The sequence below is a fragment of the Pseudomonas palmensis genome, assembly GCF_017848315.1.
Lineage (GTDB): Bacteria > Pseudomonadota > Gammaproteobacteria > Pseudomonadales > Pseudomonadaceae > Aquipseudomonas > Aquipseudomonas palmensis.
The window spans coordinates 1-22308 of sequence record NZ_JAFKEC010000078.1; the positions used below are offsets into that span (position 1 = coordinate 1).

Sequence of the window (22308 nt, forward strand, 5' to 3'; positions counted from 1 at the left end):
CATGTACACCGCCATCGGCTACGCCGCCCAGTCGGCCACCACACCCCTCGCCCCCATGACCTTCCAGCGCCGCAGCCCACGCCCCGACGACGTAGCCATCGAGATTCTCTACTGCGGCGTGTGCCACTCCGATATCCACCAGGCCCGCAACGAATGGGGCATCGCCGTGTACCCGCTGATGCCCGGCCACGAAATCGTGGGCAAGGTCACTGCCGTGGGCGCCAGCGTCAGCCGCTATCAGGTGGGTGACCTGGTGGGTGTGGGCTGCATGGTCGACTCCTGCCGCCACTGCCAGGCCTGCGCCGCCAACCTGGAACAGTACTGCCTCGAAGGCCCGACCATGACCTACGCCACCCCCGACCGGGTCGACGGCAGCAACACCATGGGTGGCTATTCCAGCAGTATCGTGGTCGACCAGCATTTCGTGGTGCGCATCCCGGCCGGCATGGACCTGGCCAGCGCCGCGCCGATCCTGTGCGCCGGTATCACCACCTATTCGCCGCTCAAGCACCACGGGGTCAAGGCCGGGCACAAGGTCGGCATCCTCGGCATGGGCGGCCTGGGCCACATGGGCATCAAGCTGGCCAAGGCCATGGGCGCCGAAGTCACCCTGTTCACCCGTTCGGCCAGCAAGGCCGAGGAAGCCCGCCGCCAGGGCGCCGACCATGTGGTGGTGTCCACCGATGCCGCGCAGATGGCCGCCGTGGCCGGGCACTTCGACTTTCTGCTCGACACCATCCCGGTGCAGCACGATCTCAACCCCTACCTGGAAACCCTGAAGTTCGACGGCGTGCACATCCTGGTGGGCCTGATCGAACCGGTGGAGCCGCCCCTGCACGCCGCCAACCTGGTGCTCAAGCGCCGCGTACTGGCCGGCTCGCTGATCGGCGGCATCGCCGAAACCCAGGAGGTGCTGGACTTCTGCGCCGAGCACGGCATTTGCTGCGACATCGAGATGCTCGACATCCAGCACATCAACGAGGCCTACAGCCGCATGATCGCCGGCGACGTGAAGTACCGCTTCGTGATCGACATGGCCTCGCTCAAGGCCTGAGCCTCCGCCTCACAGGTTGAAGCGCCCCAGCAGGTGGTGCTGTTGCCCCACCTGCTCCACCATCACCGCACACTGGCGCACCTGCACCTGGGTGCCTGCGGCCACTTCATGACTGATGTCGCGAATGGTCGTGGTGTTGCGGTTGATCTCTTCGCTGGTGGCGCTCTGCTGCTCGGCCGCGGTGGCGATCTGGGTGTTCATGTCGTTGATGCGGGTGATCGCCTGGCGAATGCGCACGAGCATGTCGTTGGCCGCGCCCGCCTCCTCGGCGGTCTTGCCGGCGCTGTCGCGGTTGTGCTGCATGCGCGACTCGGCGTGGCGCACCCCGGCCTGCAGCTGGTCGATCATCTGGCGGATCTCCTGGGTCGACTGCTGGGTGCGCGAGGCCAGCGTGCGCACCTCGTCGGCCACCACCGCGAAACCTCGCCCCGTCTCGCCGGCACGTGCAGCCTCGATGGCGGCATTGAGCGCCAGCAGGTTGGTCTGCTCGGCAATGCTGGTAATCACCGCCAGGATCGACTCGATGTTGTCGCTGAGGCGCGACAGGTCATTGATTGCATGGCCGGTGTCGTCCATTTCGCTGGCCAGTTGCCGGATCGCCGCGGTCGAGCGTCGCACCACGTCCTCGCCGCCGTGTGCTTCCTCGTCGGCAATCACTGCGGCCTGCGCCGCTGCCTGGGCGTTGCGCGCGACGTCTTCGGCGGTGGAGGCCATCTCCTGCATGGCCGTGGCCAGTTGGTCCAGCTCCTGCAACTGGCGCTGCAGGCGTTCATCGGTCCGGGTGGCTTCGGCCGACGTCAGGTGGGTGCTCTCGCGCACCTGGTTGGAGGTGCTCATCACCTGATGGATCAGGTTCTGCAGGTTGCCCAGAAAGCCGTTGAACTCGCGCGACACCAGCGCCACCTCGTCATTGCCGCCGTCGGGCAGGCGCCGCGTCAAGTCGCCGTCGCCCTGGTTGACCTCATGGAACGAGCGGTGCAGCAGGTCCAGCGGCTTGAGCAGGCGCCCGAGCAGCAGGCCCAGCACCACGAGGCTCACCAGCACGCCGAGCAGCGTGGCCAGCACTGCACGCCAGGTCAGGCTGTCGGCCTCGGCCATCACGATGCGCTGGTCGAGCACCACGCCGATCAACCAGTCCATGCCCTCCAGGTAGGTCAGCGGGGTGAAGGACACCAGTGAATCGTGATCGCCGGTTCGAACCGTCTGCAGCTGGCTGTCCAGCGCCGGGTGCTGGCCATCGAACAGGCTGCTGTAGGGCTTGCCGTTGTACTGGCTGTCGGGGTGGGAAATGATCGTGCCGTTGCGGCTGAGCAGAAAGGCATGGCCGGCGCCGTTGAAGTCCAGGGTATTGATGGCATCGGCCACGCTCTTGAGGCGGATATCGCCGCCCAGCACGCCGGCGAAGGTAGCGCCATCGTGGAGGCGCGTGACCGCCGAAATCAGCGTTTCGCCAGTGGCCGAGTCGATGTAGGGCTCGGTGAGCACCGCCTTGTCGGCGCCCTTGGCGACGGCATACCAGGGCCGTGTGCGCCCGTCCCAGCTCGCATCGGGGCGCCAGCTGGGCGTGTTGGTGAGGGGTTTGCCGTCGCGTTGCAAGGCGCCGAATATCAGGATGAACTCGTCCTTGAGCATCGGGCTGTCGATGATGCGCTGGGTGTTTTCAGGGCTGTAGCGGCTGTCGATGGCCTGCGCCACCAGGCCCATGAGCTTGAGCTTGGCGTTCAGCCAGTTCTCGATCTGCCGGGCCAGGGCACCGCTGGACTCGGCGATGCCGGCAGACACTTGCTTGTGCAGGGCGTCGCGCACCTGGCTGACCTGCGCGACCGACAGCAATCCGGTGGTAATGAACAGCAATGTGGCGGCCGCCAGGCCAGCCTTGTGAACGATCTTCATGCCTGCACTCCGTGCCGAATCGAGCAAACGGGCATGCTAGGCAGGCGTACTGGCACACTGCAATCAACGTTGCGATGATTGCCCGGTGCCGTAATGGGGATTGTTTACCGGCATCCCGGCCACTGCTTGTAGGACGAACCCGGCGGGCGGCATCCGCGCCGCGGGCAGGCAAAAAAAAACCAGGGCCGTTTGCGGCCCTGGTCTTTTTCGTCATGGTGCCTGTCAGCCCTTGAGCTGCCTGGCCGCACGCACGTGCATGAACACGCCCATCAGTGCCACGATGGCCGCCGCCGCACCGGTGGAGAACACCAGTACCTGGTAGTCCGGCACAAAGGCCATGGTCACCAGGCACCCGATGATGAACACGATCACCAGGTAGGTCAGCCACGGGAACAGCCACATCTTCAGGCGGATTTCCTTGCCCTCGGCTTCCAGCTTGCGACGCATCTTCAGTTGCGAGAACGCGATCACCAGGTACACCAGCAAGGCGATCATGCCGGTGGTGTTCATCAGCACGTCCAGCACGTCTTTCGGGCGCAGGGTGTCACTGAAGTTGATCAGGGCGACGAACACCGCCACCGAGCACGAACCGATGATGGCGAACACCGGCACACCGGTACCGGCGCGGGTGATCTTGAAGAACGACGGTGCATCACCGCGGGTCGACAGCGAGAACAGCATGCGCGAGGCGGTGTAGTGCGCCGAGATCAGGCAGCTGCTCACCGAGGTCAGCACCACGAAGTTCATCACGAACTCAGCGCCCGGAATGCCCAGCAGTTCCAGGGTACGACGGTACGAACCGTAGCCCGACTGGCCCATCAGCGGGTCGTTCCACGGCACCAGGGCCACGATCAGGAAGATCGAACCCACATAGAACAGGCACACACGCCACACCACCGAGTTGGTGGCCTTGACGATCTGCTCGGACGGGTTCTTCGACTCGGCGGCCGCGATGGTCACGATTTCGGCGCCCAGGAAGGCGAACATCACCCCCAGCATGGCCACCACCACTGCCTCCACCCCATTGGGCATGAAGCCCTGGGCCGTGAGGTTGCTGATGCCGTGGACCTCACCGGTGGGCCACAGGTTGGCCACGGCCAGCCCGCACACCACAAGGAAGCATATGATCGCCACCACCTTTATCAGCGCGAACCAGAATTCGAACTCCCCGTAGTGCTTGACGTTGAAGAAGTTGACGCTGATCAGCACCAGGGTAGTGGCCAGCACGAACACGTTGACGCTGATGGAGGGGAACCAGCCGTGCAGGATCTTGCCCGCCACGTAGGCTTCCCAGGCCATCAGGATGACCCAGAACCACCAGTACAACCAGCCGATGGTGAAGCCTGCCCAGCGCCCGATGGCGCGCTCGGCGTAGGTGGAGAACGAGCCGGTGTCTGGCGAGGAGGTGGCCATTTCACCCAGCATGCGCATGATCAGCACCACCAGGATGCCGCCGGCCAGGTACGCCAGGATGGCGGCCGGCCCGGCGCTGTGGATCACACTCCCCGAGCCCACGAACAGCGCACCGCCGATCACCCCGGCGATGGACATCATGGTCAGGTGGCGCGATTTGAGCGAAGCGCTAAGCTTGCTCTCGGGCTCCACCTTGGAGGATGTGGAAGTCGATGTAGCGTCCATCAGTTGTCTACCCCTTGTTTTTCTTTTTCCAGCGAACACGCAAGACCGGCGAATGCCGGGCTTCATTGCTCGTCAGTGTCTGATTGTGTACGGGATGGATCGCAAACCCGGCGGGCATCCATGGCCTTGAAGGTCGGCAATCGTGCTGTGCACGCCCGGGGGCTTGCCCCTGGCGGTAGTGATCGGGCCTCTCAACATGCTTTAGCTGGCGAATACAGACCCCTAATGTAAAAATGTACGACACAGAGAGCCATGCACAGCGCCGTGAAATATGCACTGCACTGTACAGGCCGCCAATGCAGTACACCCCCGTTCCCTGCAGGCGCCAGGCGTTACGCACCCTGAAGGCACAGCCCCAACATGCTTGAATTACGACCCGACTCCGCCCCCCCGCTCGTCAACCAGATCATCAACGGGTTGCGTGAGTTGATCGAGAACCAGACCCTCAAACCCGGTGCCAAGGTACCGTCCATCCGCGCCTTCGCCGCCACCTACTCGGTCAGCACCTTCACCGTGGTCGAAGCCTACGATCGGCTGGTGGCCCAGGGCCTGCTGGTCAGCCGCGGCAATGCCGGCTTCTTCGTCAACCGCTCGGTGAACGAGCGCATCGAAAGCCAGGCCAGCGACGCCGAGCCGGGCAAGCCGGAGTTCAACTCCGAGTGGTACCTGCAGAACATCTTCGAAAGCCGTCAGCTGGCCTTCAAGCCCGGCTGTGGCTGGCTGCCCAACGAGTGGATGTTCGAGGACGGCCTGCGCCGCGGGCTGCGCCAGGTGGCCGGCAGCGTGATGGAACTGAGCGGTTACGGCGACCCCATGGGCCTGCTCGAGCTGCGCACCCTCACCGCGCAGAACCTGGAACAGGACCAGCGCATCGTGGCCAACCCCAACCAGCTGATGCTCACCCACGGCGCCAGCCAGGCGCTGGACCTGGCGGTGCGCACCCTGGTGCGCCCAGGCGATGTGGTGCTGGTGGACGACCCGGGCTACCCCAACCTGATGAGCATCCTGCGCTTTCAGGGCGCCACCCTGATCGGCGTGCCGCGCACCCCGGCCGGGTACGACCTGGAGCATCTCGAGCGGCTGCTGGCCCACCACCGGCCCACGGTGTTCTTCACCCAGCCGCACCTGCACAGCCCCACCTGCTCGCGCACCCCGCTGGCGCAACTGCACCGCCTGCTGCAACTGTCGGCGCAACACGGCTTTCGCCTGGTGGAGAACAACCTGTACGCCGACATGGTGGCCGAACCGCAACCGTGCCTGAGCAGCCTGGACCACCTGCAGCAGGTGGTGTACGTGGGCAGCTATTCCAAGAGCATCTCGCCGAACGTGCGGGTGGGCTACATGCTGGCCAACCCCGAACTGATCCAGAAGCTGCTGCAACTGAAGATGCGCTCGGGCCTGACCACCTCACAGGTGATGGAGCGCGTGGTGTATGCGGCCATCACCGACGGGCGCTGGCGCAAGCACCTCAAGCGCCTGCGCCAGCGCCTGGCCGAGGCGCAGCAGGAGGTCAGCCGGCGCCTGAACCGCCTGGGCTTCGAGATTTTCGTCGAGTCCGACGAGGGCATGTACCTGTGGACCCGCCACCCGCAGATCGCCAACAGCGCAGCGCTGGTGGACGACGCCCTGGAGCGCGGCATCATGATCGGCCCCGGCCAGTTGTTCATGGTCGACGCCCAGGCCACCGGCTGGATGCGCTTCAACGTGGCGTTCAGCACCGACCCGGCCTTGTGGCAGCAACTGGAAAAGCTGTTCGCCCGTCACGCCGCCTGAACCTGCGCAATTTTGTTCAATACGCCGCCACCGGCCCCGCCACACACTTCCTGGACCCACATCCATAGAAGTGAAGGTTACATGGAGCAGTTCCTGATCATTGCAGCAGCGCACTTTCTGGCGCTGCTGTCACCCGGGCCGGATTTCTTCCTGGTGGCACGCACCTCCCTGGCCACCAGCTGGCGCGTGGCCAGCGGAGCCTGCCTGGGCATCGCACTGGCCAACGGGGTGTTCATCGTCGCCGCCTTTACCGGCGTGTCGGTGCTGCAGCCGCACAGCACGCTGTTCATCGTGCTGCAACTGGCCGGTTGCGCCTACCTGCTGTACCTGGGCTGGTTGTTCATCCGCCATGCCGGTGCCAGTACGCTGGAGGTTGCCCCGCAGGGGTCGCCGGCACCGTCGCCCGCGGCCACCACCTGGCTGGGCGCCGCCGGCATGGGGGTGGTGTCCGGCATCCTCAACCCCAAGAACGCGCTGTTCTACGCCAGCCTGGCGGCCATGCTGAGCGGGCCGCAGGCAAGCCCTGGCTGGAAGCTGGCCTACGGCCTGTGGATGTTCGGCGTGGTGCTGGCGTGGGACCTGCTGGTGGCGGTGGTGATCGGCAACCGCCACGTGCGCCGCCGCTTCGCCCGTGCCCTGCCGTGGCTGGAGCGGGCCACGGGGGCGATGCTGGTGCTGCTGGCGCTGGGCGTGATCGCGGTAATGGCGCTGGGCTAGCACCGGGGCGTGGGGTAGGCTATGAGGCTTCATTTACCTGTTTTCAGGGATACCTATTGGCCGCTGCATGGGGCACAGTCGCCCCCACCGCGCGCCCGAGACTGCCCATGCCTATCCAGACGACTGTTCCCGAACCCACGCTGCTCGCGCCGGTACTGCTGGTGGAGGACGAGCCGCTGATCCACCGCCGCCTGGAAGCCCTGCTGCTGCAACTGGGCTACCGGCCCGAGGCCCTGCTGTTCGCCAGCTCGCTGGCCGAGGCCCGCGCCTGCCTGGCGGCGCAGCCGGTGGCGCTGGCGCTGGTAGACCTGGGCCTGCCCGACGGCAACGGCATCGAGCTGATCGAAGAGATGCACGCCACCGACCCCGGCCAGGCGATCCTGGTGATCTCGGCATGGAGCACCGAAGACACCCTGCTTGCGGCGCTGCGGGCAGGCGCCACCGGCTATGTGCTCAAGGAACGCGACGACCTGGAGATCCTGTTGTCGCTGCGCAGCGTGCTGCGCGGCGGCGCCCCCATCGACCCGTTCGTGGCCCGGCGCATCATCGAGGAACTGCGCCCGGGGGCCGCCCAGCCGGTCGACACCGCCGATGGCGAACGCCTGACCCCGCGTGAAGACCAGATCCTGCGCCTGGTGGCCGAGGGCCTGGGCAACCGCGAAATCGCCGAACAGCTGAACCTGTCGCGCTACACCGTCGAATGCCACGTCAAACGTATCTATCGCAAGCTGGCGGTGTCTTCGCGCACCCGCGCCATCCATGCGGCACGCACGCGTGGCCTGCTCGATTGAGAGGCCTGATGGCGTGCTGGCTGCTCGTCCTGTGCCTGTCGGGTGCAGCGCAGGCTGCAACGCCGGGCGGTGCAAGCTGCACCGTGCAGGTGCTGTCGGTAGCCGCCGCCCAGGGTGATGACCAGGGCAACCGCCCCGAGGCCGGCCCCTGGCAGGCCGTGACCCTGCCCGACGACTGGAGCCGACGCTGGCCGCAGCACGACGGCACGGTGTGGTACCGCCTCCAGTGGCAGCGCGACTGCGCGGCCGGTCAACGCATGCCGGTGGCACTGACGCTGCGCTCGGTGATCATGGCCGGCGAAGTGTTCGTCAACGACCAGCGCCTGTGGCGTGACAGCCAGCTGAGCGAGCCGCTGTCACGCAGCTGGAACATGCCCCGCTACTGGCACCTGCCCGAAGGCCTGCTGAACGAAGGCGTCAACACGCTGTGGGTACGTGTGGTGGGCCTGGCGGTACAGTCACCCGGGCTGGGGCCGGTGTACCTGGGGGATGAGGCCTCGGCACGCCAGCTGTATGAAGAGTTGCTGTGGACCAACCGCTCGTTGTTCGTGCTCAACCTGACCATCTCGGCGGTGCTGGGCGGGCTGTTCTTCTGTATCTGGGTGATCCGCCGCGAGCAACGTATCTTTGGCTGGTATGCGGCCATGGCCCTGTGCTGGGTGCTGTTCATCGCCAATATACTGATGACCAGCCCCTGGCCCTTCTCCACCACCCTGATGGCTGCGCGCTTCAACGGCATCGCGCTGGTGATGTACGTCACCTGCTTCTGCGTGTTTGTCTGGCGCTTTGGCGGGCAATCGCTGCCGCGCCTGGAGAAGGCACTCTGGCTGCTGACTGCCGCACTGGTGGCCTTGATGGCACTGGCCCCGGATGCCCGCGTCGGCAACGCGCAACTGGTGGCGGTGCTGAGCACGGCGACGGTGTTTTTCCTCAACTGCCTGCAGTTTCAGCTGCATGCCTTGCGCACCCGGCGGCCCGAGCATGTGTGGCTGGCCGCCAGCCTGCTGATATTCATGCTGGCCGGTGCCCATGACCTGCTGATAATGCTGAAGCTGATCGGCGAAACGCCCGCGTGGACACCGCTCACCAGCGTGGTGACGACCCTGTGCATGTCGGTGGTGCTGGGCTTGCGCCATGCGCGCAGCGTGCGCCGCATCGAGCGCTTCAACCTGGAGCTGGCCGAAGGCATCGAGCGCGCTCGCGGGGAACTGGCCACCACCCTCGAACGCGAACACGCCCTGGCGCTGACCAACTCCCGCCTGCAGGACCGCCTGCAGATCGCCCACGACCTGCATGATGGGCTGGGCGGTTCGCTGGTGCGCATGATGGCCATGGTCGAGCAGGCCAGCACGCCGCTGCAGGGCCCGCAGTTTCTGTCGATGCTCAAATTGCTGCGTGATGACCTGCGCCAGACCATCGACAATGGCTCCAGCGCCGGCATCAAGGTGCCGGCCACGCCGCAGGAATGGATCGCCCCGCTGCGCCATCGCTTCACCCAGCTGTTCGACGAACTGGATGTGACCTGCACCTGGCACTTTGCCGCGCAGTGGCGCACACCGCCCAGCGCCTTGCAGTGCATGGCATTGACCCGCCTGGTGGAAGAGTCGCTGACCAATGTGGTCAAGCACAGCCGTGCCCGGCATGTGCAGGTTGAGCTGCAGCAGCCGCAGCCCGACAGCCTGGAGCTGAACATCGAGGATGACGGTATCGGCTTCGACGTGCTGGCGGTACAGCGCGCCGGGGTGAGCGTGGGCATGCGCAGCATGAATGCGCGCATCGCCCGGGTGGGCGGTCAGCTGGAGGTGGTTTCGCTGCCGGGTTGTACGCGGCTTGTTGCACGCCTTGCGCTGCAACGGGAGGTGCCGGCCAGCGTGTGAGCCGGTACTGCAGGCATTCGCTTGGCCGGCAAGGCCGGCCCCTGCAGGGGTTGTGCTGCTCTGCAGGGGCCGGCCTTGCCGGCGAACGCGCTACTTCACATCGAAACGGTCCAGGTTCATCACTTTGGCCCAGGCCGCCACGAAGTCGCTGACGAACTGCTGCTGCGCATCCGCACTGGCATACACCTCGGCCACGGCCCGCAATTGCGCGTTCGAGCCGAACACCAGGTCGACCCGGGTCGCGGTCCACTTCACCTGCCCGCTTTTGCGATCACGCCCTTCGAACGCCTGAGCGGCCTCGGACACCGGCTTCCACTCCACGCCCATGTCCAGCAGGTGGGTGAAGAAGTCATTGGTCAGCGCCTGCGGCCGCTGGGTGAACACGCCATGGCTGCTCTGGCCCACATTGGCCCCCAGCACCCGCAGGCCGCCCACCAGCACCGTCATCTCCGGTGCACTGAGCGTCAGCAGTTGCGCCTTATCGATCAGCAGCGCTTCGGCCGGCACGCGGTAGTGCCCCTTGAGGTAGTTGCGAAAACCATCGGCAATGGGTTCGAGAAAGCCGAACGACTCCACGTCCGTCTGCTCCTGGCTGGCATCGGTGCGCCCCGGCGTGAACGGCACCGTGACCGTATGCCCGGCGTTTTTCGCAGCCTGCTCGACGCCGGCGTTGCCTGCCAGCACGATCAGATCGGCCAGGGAGATCTTCTTGCCACCGGCCTGCGCCCCATTGAATTCGTTCTGGATGCCTTCCAGGGTCGCGAGCACGGCGGCCAGCTGTTCGGGCTGGTTGGCCTGCCAGAACTTCTGCGGGGCCAGGCGCAGCCGCCCGCCATTGGCACCGCCGCGCTTGTCCGAACCCCTGAAGGTGGAAGCCGCCGCCCATGCGGTGGACACCAGCTGCGCCACCGACAGGCCCGAGGCCAGTACCTTGGCCTTGAGCGCGGCGATGTCGCCGTCATCGACCAGCGGGTGGTCGACCTTGGGAATCGGGTCTTGCCACAGCAGCTCCTCAGCGGGCAGTTCCGGGCCCAGGTAGCGCGACAGCGGGCCCATGTCACGGTGGATCAGCTTGTACCAGGCGCGAGCAAAGGCATCGCTCAGCTGGTCGGGGTTTTCCAGGTAGCGGCGCGAGATCTTCTCGTAGATCGGGTCGAAGCGCAGCGACAGGTCGGTGGTCAGCATGGTGGGGTTGCGCCGCCTGGACGGGTCGTGGGCGTCGGGGATGATACCGGCGCCGGCGCCGCCCTTGGGCGTCCACTGGTGGGCCCCGGCCGGGCTCTTGGTCAGCTCCCACTCGAAGCCGAACAGGTTCTCCAGGAAGTTGTTGCTCCAGCGGGTCGGGGTGGTGGTCCAGGTCACTTCCAGGCCGCTGGTGATGGTGTCCGGGCCCTTGCCGCTGCCGAAGCTGTTCTTCCAGCCCAGGCCCTGCTCCTCCAGGCCTGCCGCTTCAGGCTCGGGGCCCACGTTGTCGGCCGGGCCGGCGCCGTGGGTCTTGCCGAAGGCGTGGCCGCCGGCGATCAGGGCCACGGTTTCCTCGTCGTTCATGGCCATGCGCCCGAAGGTCTCGCGAATGTCCTTGGCGGCAGCGACCGGGTCGGGGTTGCCTTCGGGGCCTTCCGGGTTCACGTAGATCAGCCCCATCTGCACTGCGGCCAGGGGGTTCTCCAGGTTGCGGCCCTGCTCGGTACGGCTTTCTTCATTGCCGTGCTGCTCGGGTTCGGCCACCAGGGTGCCCTCGCCCGGCGGCTGCATGGCTTCAGGGTCTTTGCCGTAGCGCGTGTCGCCGCCCAGCCACTTGTTCTCCGAGCCCCAGTACACGTCCTCGTCCGGCGCCCACACGTCCGGGCGACCGCCGGAAAACCCGAAGGTCTTGAAGCCCATCGACTCCAGCGCCACGTTGCCGGTGAGCACGATCAGGTCGGCCCAGGAAATCGCCCGCCCGTACTTCTGCTTGATCGGCCACAGCAGCCGCCGCGCCTTGTCGAGGCTGACGTTGTCGGGCCAGCTATTGAGCGGCGCGAAGCGCTGCTGGCCGGAGCCGGCACCGCCACGCCCGTCGCCGGTACGGTAGGTGCCGGCACTGTGCCAGGCCATGCGCACGAACAGTGGCCCGTAATGGCCGAAGTCGGCCGGCCACCAGTCCTGCGAGTCGGTCATCAGCGCGGTGAGGTCCTGCTTGAGGGCCTGGAAGTCCAGGCTCTTGAACGCCTGGGCATAGTCGAAGCCCTCGCCCAGCGGGTCGGCCTGGGGCGCGTGCTGATGCAGGATCTTCAGGTTGAGCTGGTTGGGCCACCAGTCACGGTTGGTGGTGCCACCGCCGGCGGCATGATTGAACGGGCATTTCGATTCAGTTGCCATGTGAGAGCTACCCTTGGTCGAGTTCATGTCGCCAGGCAGCCCTGCCAGGGCGCCGTGGCAACGTGCGAAATCAGTTACACAGGTTGCATCGTCAACGACTCGAACGGCTGAGCGCCGCGATCTTGTCTCTTCATCAGGATGGGTCGGCCAGCTGGCGCCGGCACCGAACTAAGGCTAGTTCGCCGCCCCCGAGTCGGCAAATAGCCGCAGTATTGGTGGGTGATAGCCATAATCTCTTATACGGAACCCGCCAGGGAGCAGAAGGTAGGACAAACGCTCGCTGAGCCGTGCACCGATAACGCAGGCGTAGTCAGGGCGAGCGACCACCCCACGGGAGGCTCGCCCCATGGACATGCGCCCGCGTTCAACCGCCATCCACGAGGCCGGTCACGCCCTGGCCGTGTGGTGGAACGGCCAGCCCATTGCACGGGTGACCGTGCTGACCCACGCCCAGGCCGCCAGCGGCCCGCTGATCGACCTGAACGGGCGTGCGCACTTTGCCGAGGGGCTGGTGGAGGCGGACTACCTGATCGTGCACCCGGCCTTCGCCGCCCGTGGCATTGCCGAATACCTGCCCTCCCTCGTCGAACCCATCGAGCGCGACTTGCTGCACTGCTTTGCCGGGCCCGTGGCCGAAGCCATCCACCGGCACGCACGCTATGACCGGATCTTGCGCGGCAGCGGCCGTGGCGACCGCTGCCGCGGGCATGAACTGATCAGCCTGTTGCCTGCGCACAAGCTGCTCGATGCCGAGGCCCTGGCCATCGCCCGGTCCGGCTGCCTGGTACGCCGGTACTGGGCGGGGCTGGTAGCAGTGGCCGACCTCTTGCAGGCACGGGGTGTGGTGGACGGCGAGCGAGTCAGCGCGTTGCTGTGCCGGGTGACTGGTGAATCACCGGCACAAGGGCCCGCAAGCCTGCGCGAACTTGACCCTGAGGGCGGGTCCGACCAGAGGCAGGCCACCCGGCAAAAGCGTTAGCGCTTTTTGCAATAGCGCAAAAAAGCTGAGCTACAGTCGTAAAAGGCGCATCTGATACGTATTTGTCAGGAGAAACTGATCTGTATCCACGGATGTTCACATCATGCAGGGATGAGCAACGATGGATCACTGGACAACGGAGCAACTGCGTCAGCTGGTGTGCTCGAAGGACCTGGACAGCCAGTTGGCGCAATTGGAAAAGCTGCTTCGGTGCCTGGGTTTCGACTGCTACGCCTTCAGTTTCACCACCCCGACGTTTTCGATCACACAAAGCAACTGCCCCAACCCATGGGGCGAGCGCTACCGTCGCCATGAGCCTGCGGTCGTTGAGCCCCTGCTTGCGCACAGCCGGCACTCATCCTTCCCGTTGCTGTGGACACCAGAGGCTTTCACCAGCCCCCCCGAGTTGTGGGCAGGCGCGCAGGATCACGGCGTTTGCCTCGGTTGGACCCAACCCTTTCACGATGAGCACGGCAGGTTCAGCAGCTTGAGCGTGGTACGCCAACACCCGCCCGTGACCGTCAATGAGCTTTACCGCAAGGGGGCCGCGGTGCTGTGGCTGGTGCAGGTGCTGCATGCGACGGCGGCCGCTCTGGTGAATGACCCGCAGGGGCCGTCATCATCCGAGTGACCCGCAACGGGGTTCGCCAGCGCCACATGGGATATCCTCGCTACCTGGCCCGTTCAAAGATCGAGTGGAAGACCCATTGAAACTGCTCAAGGAAAACAGAGAAATCCTCCTGTCTGGAGAAGAAGCCATCCACCTTGTCGCCGATATCGAATACATGCTCATTTCCCTGAGAGACATTGCCCGCCATTACTACAAGGATGTTGATGGCGACATCAGCCCAGGCGACAGAGCGCTGTATTGCGAAGAGACGACACGGTTCATCGATGAAAACCAGATCACCCGTCGACTGGCCGCCATGCGAAGAACAATCACTGACAAGTTCAACCTCGAGCTGGGCTGCGACGACATGGATGACATTGAAAGAGCGGTGGCCGAGATGGACTACTGGAAGCCCAAACAGGCAACGTAGCCAGCTACGTTGCTTGCACAAAGGCAGGCATGAACCCTACTCGACCATCAACCCTCGACGCACCCGCCCCGCCCTTTTGTAGGCCCTGACCACCGTGTTGGTCTCACACGAGATGATCCCCTCCAGGGATCCCATGCGGGCGGTCGAGACGGTCCATAGATCATGGATATCACGGCACAGCACATGCCAGAACAGCTGCGAGCCGCCACTGGTGCCAAACAGGCAACGCGTGTGTTCATCCTTCGCCAGTTCCTGGGCAATGCCCTCCGCCGCACCCGGTCGAGTCTGCAACGACACAATCGCCTCTACCCCATAGCCCACCAGCAACGGCTCGAGCTCCACACGAAATGTCAGGGCATTGCTGTCGACGAGCCCACTCAGCATCCGCTGAACCTTCGGCTCACTGACTCCACATGTCTCGGCAAGCACGCCCAGGCTGGCCCTTCCATCCAGGGTCAGGGCGCCGAGTAACCGCATTTCGTCAGCACTCAGGCTCACAGGCCCGGCCAGCACCGGCTCGGTAGGCACCGAACCATCAATACGCCAGCGGCTGGCTCGTCGGAACGACCTGAGCACCACCTGCGTCTGCACCTGCCTAACCCCCGGCACCAGCGGCAACTCCCGCACCACCATGTCAGAAAGCGCTTCCACGCTGGGCAGGTTGATCTCGGTGAAGATGTCGAACTCGCCCGTTGTCGCCATCACAACCTGCGTCTGTGCCAACTGCGCCAGGTGCTGCGCCACTTCGCTCTGACGACCGTCTGCTACCCGAATCCAGGCATGCAGCACCGGGCCACTCCCCACCACAACCGGGTCGAGCTCGCCGATCACCCGGATATACCCGTTGTCCATCAAGCGTTGCAGCCGACGCGAAAGCGTACGCTCCGCCACATCGCAGCCGGCACTCAGATCCCGCCAGGTGCCGCGAGGGTTCGCCTGCAGTGCAATCAGGCAGGCCAGATCCGCGTCATCCAACGCAAAATGTCTTTTTTCATCCGAATCAACGGTTGACGAGACCATATCCTTACAATACCTTCGCTCAAGTGGCCAAATTAATACAAAAAAACGCCGCATATGTCTAAAAACAATTACAACTCAAACCCAAAGGCACAAGCCAATGAATTATGCGACTCAAACGTCCGAAGCGGCAAAGCCGCAGGTATCAACCGCGCGCAAAATTGCTGCTGGCAGCATTGGCAATGCGGTGGAGTGGTTCGATTGGACGATCTATGCGTCGTTCGCGGTGTTCTTTTCCACACAATTCTTTCCAAAAAATGACGAAACGGCGTCCCTGCTGGCGACCTTCGCGATTTTCGCCGTGGGGTTCTTCATGCGCCCGATCGGCGGCTGGGCCCTGGGGATCTACTCTGATCGCTATGGCCGCAAATCGGCACTGGGGGTCACCATCCTGCTGATGGCAGGCGGGTCCCTGATGATCGGCATCACCCCCACCTACGAGAAGATCGGCCTGCTCGCGCCGGTCTTGCTGGTGATAGCGCGCCTGATGCAAGGCTTGTCGCTGGGCGGTGAATACGCTTCAGCCTCTACCTACCTTGCCGAGTTGGCGCCGGACCACCGTCGCGGGTTCTTTTCGAGCTTCGTGTTCTTCAGCTCCGCCGCGGGCATTCTGACCGCCTCGGCGATCGGCTGGGCGCTGACCACCCTCCTCACCGAGGAACAGATGAGAGAGTTCGGCTGGCGCATTCCGTTCCTGCTCGGCGCCCTGGGCGGTATCGCAGGCATCTGGCTGCGTATGTCGGTACCTGAAGCAGAAGCCTCCACGCCGCCAACCGCAGACAAGGTAGAGAAGCAACCGCTGCGCACCCTGCTGCGCGATTATCCGCGCGAGACCCTGCGGATCGTGGGCTTTTCGATCCTGAGCACCTTTGCCTTCTACCTGTTCGTCATCTACATCCCGACCTATGCCATCCGCGCGCTGCACGTGGAGTCCTCGACAGCGTTCGCTGCAAACACGGTTGCAATGGTCGCGTTCATGCTCGTGCACCCACTCTTCGGCATGCTCTCTGACAAGTTCGGGCGCAAGCCGCAACTGATCGTGTTCGCCCTGGGCTACCTGGTGTTCTTCTACCCGATCATCACCAGCATGCAGCCGACGTTCTCGTCGATCCTGATGGTGGAGCTGTTCGGCCTTATGCTCTACGCGCTCTATACCTCCATCGCCCCGGCAATCATGTCCGAACAGTTCCCCAGCCGCGTTCGCGCCGTCGGCATTGGTGCTCCCTACAACCTGATGGTGGCGCTGCTGGGCGGTACCACGCCGTATCTGCTGACCTGGCTGCAGAGCAACGGTCAGGAGAGCTGGTTCTTCTACTACGTGCTCGCAGGCGCCGCGCTCACGCTTGTGACCTTCATCAAAATGCCGGAAACAGCCGGAAAGCCACTGAAATAGTCACTGGCTCGAACAACGCCATGCAATCCCCGTCAACGAGTATCGGATACGGGGATTACCGACCCACACCGCTTAGAACCTAGAACCCATGCTCGAACGATCCGAAGCCCTATGTTTCCAGTCTGCCCTGCAGATTGCCCATCTGATCGCTACCCGGCAGATCACCTCGCGTGCCGTCACGCACTACTTTCTGGACCGCATTGCTCGCGGCAGCGAGCTCAATGCCTTTACCGCAGTGTTCGCAGAGCAAGCCCTGGCGGCAGCCGATGCCGCCGACAGTGCGCTCGAGGCAGGCCACCCATCGAGCGCTTTGCATGGCGTACCGGTCGCCATCAAGGACAACATCGAAATCGCCCATACCCCGGCATCGGCAGGCTCGTTGAGCCGCCTGAGCACTGTCAGTGCCGTGACCAGCACCGTCGCGCAACGATTGCAGGCGGCCGGAATGGTTATCCTGGGCAAGACCCAGATGACCGAATTTGCGTTCGGCCTGTCCGGGCAGAACCCGACCCGAGGCACGCCCTGGAACCCGTGGGACACAACGCTGCATCGCGCCCCGGGCGGTTCCTCTTCAGGTGCGGCGGTTGCTGTTGCCGCAGGGCTTGTACCTGTTGCAGTGGGGGGCGATACCGGCGGATCGATCCGAGCCCCCGCATCGCTCAATCATCTGGTCGGCTTCAAACCGTCCAGTGGGGTCATCAGCGTGCACGGTGTGGTTCCGCTTGCGCCCAGCCTCGACGTGCTGGGCCCGATCGCCCGTGATGTCGGCGACGCCCATGCACTCACGGCCATCCTTGCCAGCCCGTCTACCGGCAGTGGGTCGAGCGTTCAGGCCGACCTTGCAGGTGAGCTGGTACCAGCCAAGCCGGGCACGGTGTTCGTACTGGACCAGAGCGCGTTCCCAAGTGCGCTGTCCGTGGGCGCTCGCCGGGTTTGGGATCAGGCCCTGGTCACCCTGGAAAAGGCCGGCTGGACGCTCCAGAGCTGGGTTCCAGAGGATGAGTTGAACATCGGCCGGCTGTCCGAGTGCAACTCGATGATCATTGCCTATGAGGGGTATCGCGAGTTCGGCCACCTTGCACATGACCCTGCGCAGCCGCTCTGGGAGGTGGTGCGCAATCGCATCCTGGCCGGCGCGGCCATCAGCCGTGACGACTACGAACACGCCGTTGCACAGCGTGCCCACGCCGCCGAGGCCTTCAGACGAGCGATCGGCTCATCCGGTGTTCTGCTGATGCCGGTCAGCGGTCACGGGGCCCTGCCTCTTGATGAGCAGGACGCTGCTCACGTGAGCATCGGCACGTTCAGCCGCGCCAGTAACTACCTCGGCACCCCGGCAATCGCCCTACCCGCCGGATTCGATGAAGCACAGATGCCGATTGGCGTGCAGCTGCTGTCACCGGTATCTACCGACATGCACTTGCTGAACATGGCGAGCGCCATGGCGCCTGCACTGCTGCTTGACGAGCGCAAGCCCGAGCTGGGGCGGTGGGGGCTTTAAGCCCGGAACAACACTCGCGTAGCACCTGGCGCAACGTCTTCAGTGATGTTGCGCAGGTGTCATCCAGGCAGACCATCGCCGTGCGCTGCGATCGTCAGGCCGTTGCAATGCGAAGACTTTTCTACCCATCTCCGGTACCGGCGAGTGCGAAACGCCATGGCGGCCTGTTGCAGGATCAGCGCGAACAACGGTGAAACACTCGGGTCGGGATTTTTATTGCGACTGAGTTTACGCAATTGAAACTTCACTACAGCCATGTTCGCCAAGGCCGCCATGGCTTTGTTTTTCCAGGTGATCGGCGGCAATTGAGGGGCATTGTCGTTGCCCGCCAGCCACTGGCGAGGCAGGTGCGGGTCGATAGCAAGGGCGGTTCCGATGCCCACCATGTCCACACCGCTTTGCACGACGCTGTCGGCCACCGGGCGGCGGCGTATACCGCCAGTGACCATCACCGGCATGTTGGCGACGGTTTGGATATCACGGGCGAACTCGACGAAATAGGCTTCGCGAGCCAGGGTGCGACCATCGCGCGCGTCACCCTGCATGGCGGGCACTTCGTAGCTGCCTCCCGATAACTCCACCATGTCCACGCCCAGGTCGTTGAGCAACTCAACCACCTTTTTCGCGTCATCGGCGGTGAATCCTCCGCGCTGGAAATCGGCGGAGTTCAGCTTGACCGCCACTGCAAAATCCGCAGAAACGACAGCCCTGACCGCCTTGACGATTTCGAGCAACAGGCGCGCCCGGTTTTCCAGAGGGCCACCCCACTCGTCCGTCCGCTGGTTGGTCAACGGCGAAAGGAACTGGCTCAACAAATAGCCATGGGCAGCATGAATTTCCACACCAGTAAATCCGGCCTGTTCGCCGAGGCGTGCGGTATTCGCGAAGCGCTGAACAACCTCTTCGATCACGCCTGGGGTCATCGCATGAGGTGTGGCAAATCGCCTGGACATTTTGCCGAGGTCCAGCGGCACGGCTGACGGGGCCCAGGTCTTTTGCCCAAGATTGGACTGCATCTGGCGACCGGGATGATTGATCTGCAACCAGAACTGCGCACCGCCAGACCGACCTGTACGCGCCCAGTGCTTGAACTTGTGCAATTGCTGATCGTCTTGCAACACCACGCCACCCGGTCCGGTCATGGCGCGGCCGTCGACCATAACGTTGCCGGTAATGATCAGGCCGGCACCACCGCCGGCCCATGCTTGATAGAGACGCAGCAGGTCCTTGGAAGGCGCCTGATCGGCGTCCGCCATGTTCTCCTCCATGGCAGCTTTGGCGATTCGGTTCTTTATGGTTGAACCGTTGGGAAGCATCAGGGTGTCGAACACATTCATGGAGCAGCCCTCAACTGAAGAGGAGGCCACCTTAAGATTAAAGTCAACTTTAAGGTCAATACCCTTTTGCGCAGTGCAGCAGTGGAGTTTGACCTTAACGCACCGCACGCTTGCCCGGCGCTTTGCCAATGCCTTCTTCACGCAGGCGATTGATCAGCATTTGCGCATTTTCCGCGCACGCCATGCTTTCGGGCTTACCCTCGATGCCCTGGATGACGAGCAGAAGCTGCGCTTTGTTGTGGGCTAGCCGTTGCTGTAGAACAGCAATTTCCTCAACCTTTTGCTTAAGCCCGCTGAGCAATTCATCGTGCTGCCAACCGCTGGCATTCATCGGCATCAACTGCCGAATTTCTTCCAATGAAAAACCCGCCGCCTGCGCTGCGGTGATGACCTCCAACACCCACTTGGTATCAGGCGCGTAGTCCCTGTAACCATTTGCTTTGCGCTCGACAGATTTGATCAAGCCGCTCGACTCGTAGAACCGGATGCGTGAGGGCGCCAAACCACTGATTTTCGCCAGTTCGCCTATTCGCATAACCCACCCTGAACACTCTGTTGACCTTGAAGTTGACTTTAAACCTAAAGCCATCGGGGCGGCCAACCATCACGCATTGAATTCAGGCTCGACCACTGTCTACGCCACTGGCATCAGCGCTTCGTCACACCACTGTTGATGCAATCGCTCTGGAACGCCAGCCATACGCCAACACCATCAGCAGCCCCAGAGCACCCATCGACGCTCCGGCCAGGGAAATGGCCGGATAACCCAACCCGGCATTGATCACCGCTCCGCCCAGCGCTGCGCCAATCGCGTTGCCAAAATTGAAGGCGCCAATGTTCACCGCAGAGGCAAGATTGGGCGCATCCTTCGCTGCTTCCATCACACGCATCTGCAGTGGCGGCACCAGGGCGAAACTGGCGATACCCCATATCAGGATGGCCAGAGCGGCCGGCACCGCCCAACGCATCAGCAGGGTGAACGCCAGCAAGACGAGAATCAGAACGCTCAGCGAGACGATCAAGGTGCGATCTATCGAGCGGTCGGCGGCCTTGCCGCCCCACAGGTTGCCCAGCGTCAACCCCACCCCGAAAAGAACCAGCATGCCAGTGATGTAGGCGGTGGAACCATTGGTTTCGCTGCTGAGGATCGGCGCGATGTAAGTGAAGACAGTAAACATCGCGCTCGACCCGACTACGGTCAGGGCCAACGCGCCCAGCACCGGACCGCGCCCCAGTACTCGAATTTCGGCCATTACACCGACGCTTTGCGACGTCTTCAGGTTAGGCAGGGCGAACCATAATGCGGCCATGGTCACCACGCCGAGACCGGTAATTCCCCAGAAAGCGGTGCGCCAACCGAACAGTTCACCAAACCAGGTGGCCAGCGGCACACCGCCGATGGTCGCCAAGGTCAGGCCCATGAACATCGCCGCCACCGCCCCGGCACGTTTTTCCGGGGCGACCACGCTGGCGGCGACGATGGAGCCAACGCCAAAAAATGCACCATGGTTCAGTGAGGTCACCACCCTGGCGACCATGAGGCTGTAGTAATCGGTGGCCAGGGCTGACATCAGATTACCCAAGGTGAAAATTCCCATGAGCCCGATCAGCAGATAGCGTCGGGGAATCCTGCCGGTGGTCAGTGTCATCAGCGGTGCACCGAGCAATACGCCCAGCGCATAGGCACTGACCAGCAAACCGGCAGCGGGAATCGAAACGCCCAGATCCTGAGCGATACCCGGCAACATGCCCATGGGGGCGAATTCTGTTACGCCGATGCCAAAGGCACCGATGGCAAGTGCGACAAGTGGTGGATTGATACGCATGGAAGGCTCCTTATCTATGCCGCCAATGCTACGATGCAGTTTTTTAACGCGGTAGATAGCATTTTTGGCAATCACCTTTGCGCAGGAGGCACAAGTGGACTTCAACGGCAGGTCAGGTGAAATGAGCGTGTTCACCACCGTGGCGCACGAAGGCAGCCTGTCGGCCGCGGCGCGTGCACTGGGCGTGACACCCTCGGCAGTCAGTCGGGTCATCGCGCGTACCGAGCAACGCCTTGGCACCCGCCTGCTGTTGCGCACCACCCGAGCGCTCGCCTTCACTGCCGAGGGCGAAGCGTTCCTGCGCGGCGCCCGGCGTATCCTGGCCGATATGGACGAGGTCGAAGCAGCGATCGCTGACCAGGGCGTGCCCAGGGGGCGATTGCGGGTCAGTGCCGCCCTTGGCCACGGGCGGCTGGCCATCGTCCCGCTGGTGGCAGCATTCAGCGCCCGTTACCCGAACATCGTCGTCGACCTTACCCTCGGCGACGAAGTGGTCGACATTCTCGGCGGGCAGGCCGATGTCGCGATCCGCTTCGGCCATCTGCCCGACAGCCCACTGACCGCGCGCAGGATCGGCGACACCGGCCAGGTAGTGGTGGCATCGCCCGAGTATCTGCAGCGCGAGGGCATCCCCAAGGAGCCGGAAGACTTGTTTCAGCACAATTGCCTGCGCTTCAACTTCCGGCGTGCCGAACCCAACTGGCCGTTCATCCGCGATGGAAAAGAGTTTTCCCTGAAGGTCAGCGGCAACATCGAATGCAGCAGTGGTGAAGCGCTGGCACAACTTGCGCGAGTAGGCGCCGGCATTGCACGTATCGGTGAGTTCAGCGTGCGCGAGGATCTGCAGCGCGGCGCCCTGATTCCGCTGCTGGAAGCCTGGAACCCTGGGGACCAGGAACCGATCCATGCTGTGTTCGTCGGCGGGGCGGCAATGCCGGCGCGGGTGCGACTGTTCGTGGACTTCTTGCTGGAACATCACCGGATGTAAGCGCTTGATCTGAAATTTCCGGGTACTTGTGGTGTTGAAGTCTCGAAAATGTCGTTACCTCACCAGCATCAATGCTGAAACGGTAACCCCTCCAGCTTCCCCACAAGCCAGAATCTTGAATAC

18 protein-coding genes and 1 pseudogene are annotated in these 22308 nt (G+C 63.7%); 11 read left to right on the forward strand and 8 right to left on the reverse strand.

What is annotated here, in order from left to right; genetic code table 11:
• Nucleotide 1: 1 nt before the first annotated feature.
• Nucleotides 2-1054 (forward strand): NAD(P)-dependent alcohol dehydrogenase, encoded by a 1053-nt coding sequence (locus tag JZZ72_RS25550; RefSeq protein ID WP_043861692.1) that lies wholly within the window; start codon nucleotides 2-4, stop codon nucleotides 1052-1054.
• A 9-nt stretch (nucleotides 1055-1063) separates the two neighbouring features.
• Here JZZ72_RS25550 and JZZ72_RS28380 read toward each other — a convergent pair whose 3' ends face one another.
• The 3 genes and pseudogenes from JZZ72_RS28380 to JZZ72_RS25560 form a co-directional block, all read right to left on the reverse strand.
• Nucleotides 1064-1891 carry a methyl-accepting chemotaxis protein gene (locus JZZ72_RS28380; RefSeq protein WP_373874884.1) on the reverse strand — a complete coding sequence of 276 codons (828 nt, stop codon included), beginning with the start codon at nucleotides 1889-1891 and terminating at the stop codon, nucleotides 1064-1066.
• Nucleotides 1892-1921: 30 nt separating this feature from the next.
• Nucleotides 1922-2947: pseudogene (locus tag JZZ72_RS28385) on the reverse strand (HAMP domain-containing protein); the annotation flags it as partial.
• 222 nt (nucleotides 2948-3169) lie between these two features.
• Complete coding sequence (locus tag JZZ72_RS25560) at nucleotides 3170-4585, reverse strand: amino acid permease (RefSeq protein ID WP_043861690.1); 1416 nt, start codon at nucleotides 4583-4585, stop codon at nucleotides 3170-3172.
• Between the two features lie 360 nt (nucleotides 4586-4945).
• On the opposite strand from JZZ72_RS25560, the gene JZZ72_RS25565 reads away from it, so the two are divergent.
• The 4 genes from JZZ72_RS25565 to JZZ72_RS25580 all read left to right on the forward strand — a co-directional run bounded on the left by JZZ72_RS25565 (nucleotide 4946) and on the right by JZZ72_RS25580 (nucleotide 9743).
• Nucleotides 4946-6358 (forward strand): aminotransferase-like domain-containing protein, encoded by a 1413-nt coding sequence (locus JZZ72_RS25565; protein WP_043861689.1) that lies wholly within the window; start codon nucleotides 4946-4948, stop codon nucleotides 6356-6358.
• An 81-nt stretch (nucleotides 6359-6439) separates the two neighbouring features.
• Entirely contained in the window at nucleotides 6440-7075 is a 636-nt protein-coding gene (locus JZZ72_RS25570; RefSeq protein ID WP_043861688.1) for a LysE family translocator, read from the forward strand.
• Between the two features lie 107 nt (nucleotides 7076-7182).
• Nucleotides 7183-7866: a LuxR C-terminal-related transcriptional regulator gene (locus JZZ72_RS25575; RefSeq protein WP_043861687.1), complete on the forward strand. Its 684-nt coding sequence runs from the start codon at nucleotides 7183-7185 to the stop codon at nucleotides 7864-7866.
• A gap of 8 nt (nucleotides 7867-7874) precedes the next feature.
• The gene (locus JZZ72_RS25580) at nucleotides 7875-9743 is read left to right on the forward strand and encodes a sensor histidine kinase (protein WP_210015363.1); all 1869 of its coding nucleotides are present in this window, start codon (nucleotides 7875-7877) and stop codon (nucleotides 9741-9743) included.
• 90 nt (nucleotides 9744-9833) lie between these two features.
• Here JZZ72_RS25580 and katG read toward each other — a convergent pair whose 3' ends face one another.
• Nucleotides 9834-12104, reverse strand: coding sequence for a catalase/peroxidase HPI (katG, locus tag JZZ72_RS25585; RefSeq protein ID WP_116053576.1), 2271 nt, complete (start codon nucleotides 12102-12104; stop codon nucleotides 9834-9836).
• A 346-nt stretch (nucleotides 12105-12450) separates the two neighbouring features.
• Here katG and JZZ72_RS25590 point away from each other — a divergent pair, with 346 nt between their 5' ends.
• The 3 genes from JZZ72_RS25590 (at nucleotide 12451) to JZZ72_RS25600 (ending at nucleotide 14123) form a co-directional block, all read left to right on the forward strand.
• Nucleotides 12451-13083: a hypothetical protein gene (locus JZZ72_RS25590; RefSeq protein ID WP_236066335.1), complete on the forward strand. Its 633-nt coding sequence runs from the start codon at nucleotides 12451-12453 to the stop codon at nucleotides 13081-13083.
• A 121-nt stretch (nucleotides 13084-13204) separates the two neighbouring features.
• Nucleotides 13205-13714, forward strand: a complete 510-nt coding sequence (locus JZZ72_RS25595; protein WP_054914271.1) for an autoinducer binding domain-containing protein — start codon at nucleotides 13205-13207, stop codon at nucleotides 13712-13714.
• A 76-nt stretch (nucleotides 13715-13790) separates the two neighbouring features.
• Nucleotides 13791-14123: a hypothetical protein gene (locus tag JZZ72_RS25600; protein WP_210015364.1), complete on the forward strand. Its 333-nt coding sequence runs from the start codon at nucleotides 13791-13793 to the stop codon at nucleotides 14121-14123.
• A gap of 36 nt (nucleotides 14124-14159) precedes the next feature.
• On the opposite strand, the gene JZZ72_RS25605 is transcribed toward JZZ72_RS25600, so the two are convergent.
• Nucleotides 14160-15143 carry an Lrp/AsnC family transcriptional regulator gene (locus tag JZZ72_RS25605; RefSeq protein WP_210015365.1) on the reverse strand — a complete coding sequence of 328 codons (984 nt, stop codon included), beginning with the start codon at nucleotides 15141-15143 and terminating at the stop codon, nucleotides 14160-14162.
• A gap of 97 nt (nucleotides 15144-15240) precedes the next feature.
• On the opposite strand from JZZ72_RS25605, the gene JZZ72_RS25610 reads away from it, so the two are divergent.
• Together JZZ72_RS25610 and JZZ72_RS25615 are read left to right on the forward strand one after the other, a co-directional pair.
• Nucleotides 15241-16533, forward strand: coding sequence for an MFS transporter (locus JZZ72_RS25610; RefSeq protein WP_043861683.1), 1293 nt, complete (start codon nucleotides 15241-15243; stop codon nucleotides 16531-16533).
• A gap of 88 nt (nucleotides 16534-16621) precedes the next feature.
• Nucleotides 16622-18034: an amidase gene (locus tag JZZ72_RS25615; RefSeq protein ID WP_210015366.1), complete on the forward strand. Its 1413-nt coding sequence runs from the start codon at nucleotides 16622-16624 to the stop codon at nucleotides 18032-18034.
• Between the two features lie 59 nt (nucleotides 18035-18093).
• Here the strand turns inward: JZZ72_RS25615 and JZZ72_RS25620 are convergent, their stop codons facing one another.
• The 3 genes from JZZ72_RS25620 to JZZ72_RS25630 all read right to left on the reverse strand — a co-directional run bounded on the left by JZZ72_RS25620 (nucleotide 18094) and on the right by JZZ72_RS25630 (nucleotide 21197).
• Nucleotides 18094-19371, reverse strand: coding sequence for an NADH:flavin oxidoreductase/NADH oxidase family protein (locus JZZ72_RS25620; RefSeq protein WP_210015367.1), 1278 nt, complete (start codon nucleotides 19369-19371; stop codon nucleotides 18094-18096).
• Between the two features lie 94 nt (nucleotides 19372-19465).
• Nucleotides 19466-19906: a MerR family transcriptional regulator gene (locus JZZ72_RS25625; protein ID WP_116053566.1), complete on the reverse strand. Its 441-nt coding sequence runs from the start codon at nucleotides 19904-19906 to the stop codon at nucleotides 19466-19468.
• Nucleotides 19907-20030: 124 nt separating this feature from the next.
• Nucleotides 20031-21197, reverse strand: a complete 1167-nt coding sequence (locus tag JZZ72_RS25630; protein WP_210015368.1) for an MFS transporter — start codon at nucleotides 21195-21197, stop codon at nucleotides 20031-20033.
• Between the two features lie 94 nt (nucleotides 21198-21291).
• On the opposite strand from JZZ72_RS25630, the gene JZZ72_RS25635 reads away from it, so the two are divergent.
• Nucleotides 21292-22185 (forward strand): LysR family transcriptional regulator, encoded by an 894-nt coding sequence (locus tag JZZ72_RS25635; protein WP_210015369.1) that lies wholly within the window; start codon nucleotides 21292-21294, stop codon nucleotides 22183-22185.
• The last annotated feature ends 123 nt before the right edge of the window (nucleotides 22186-22308 follow it).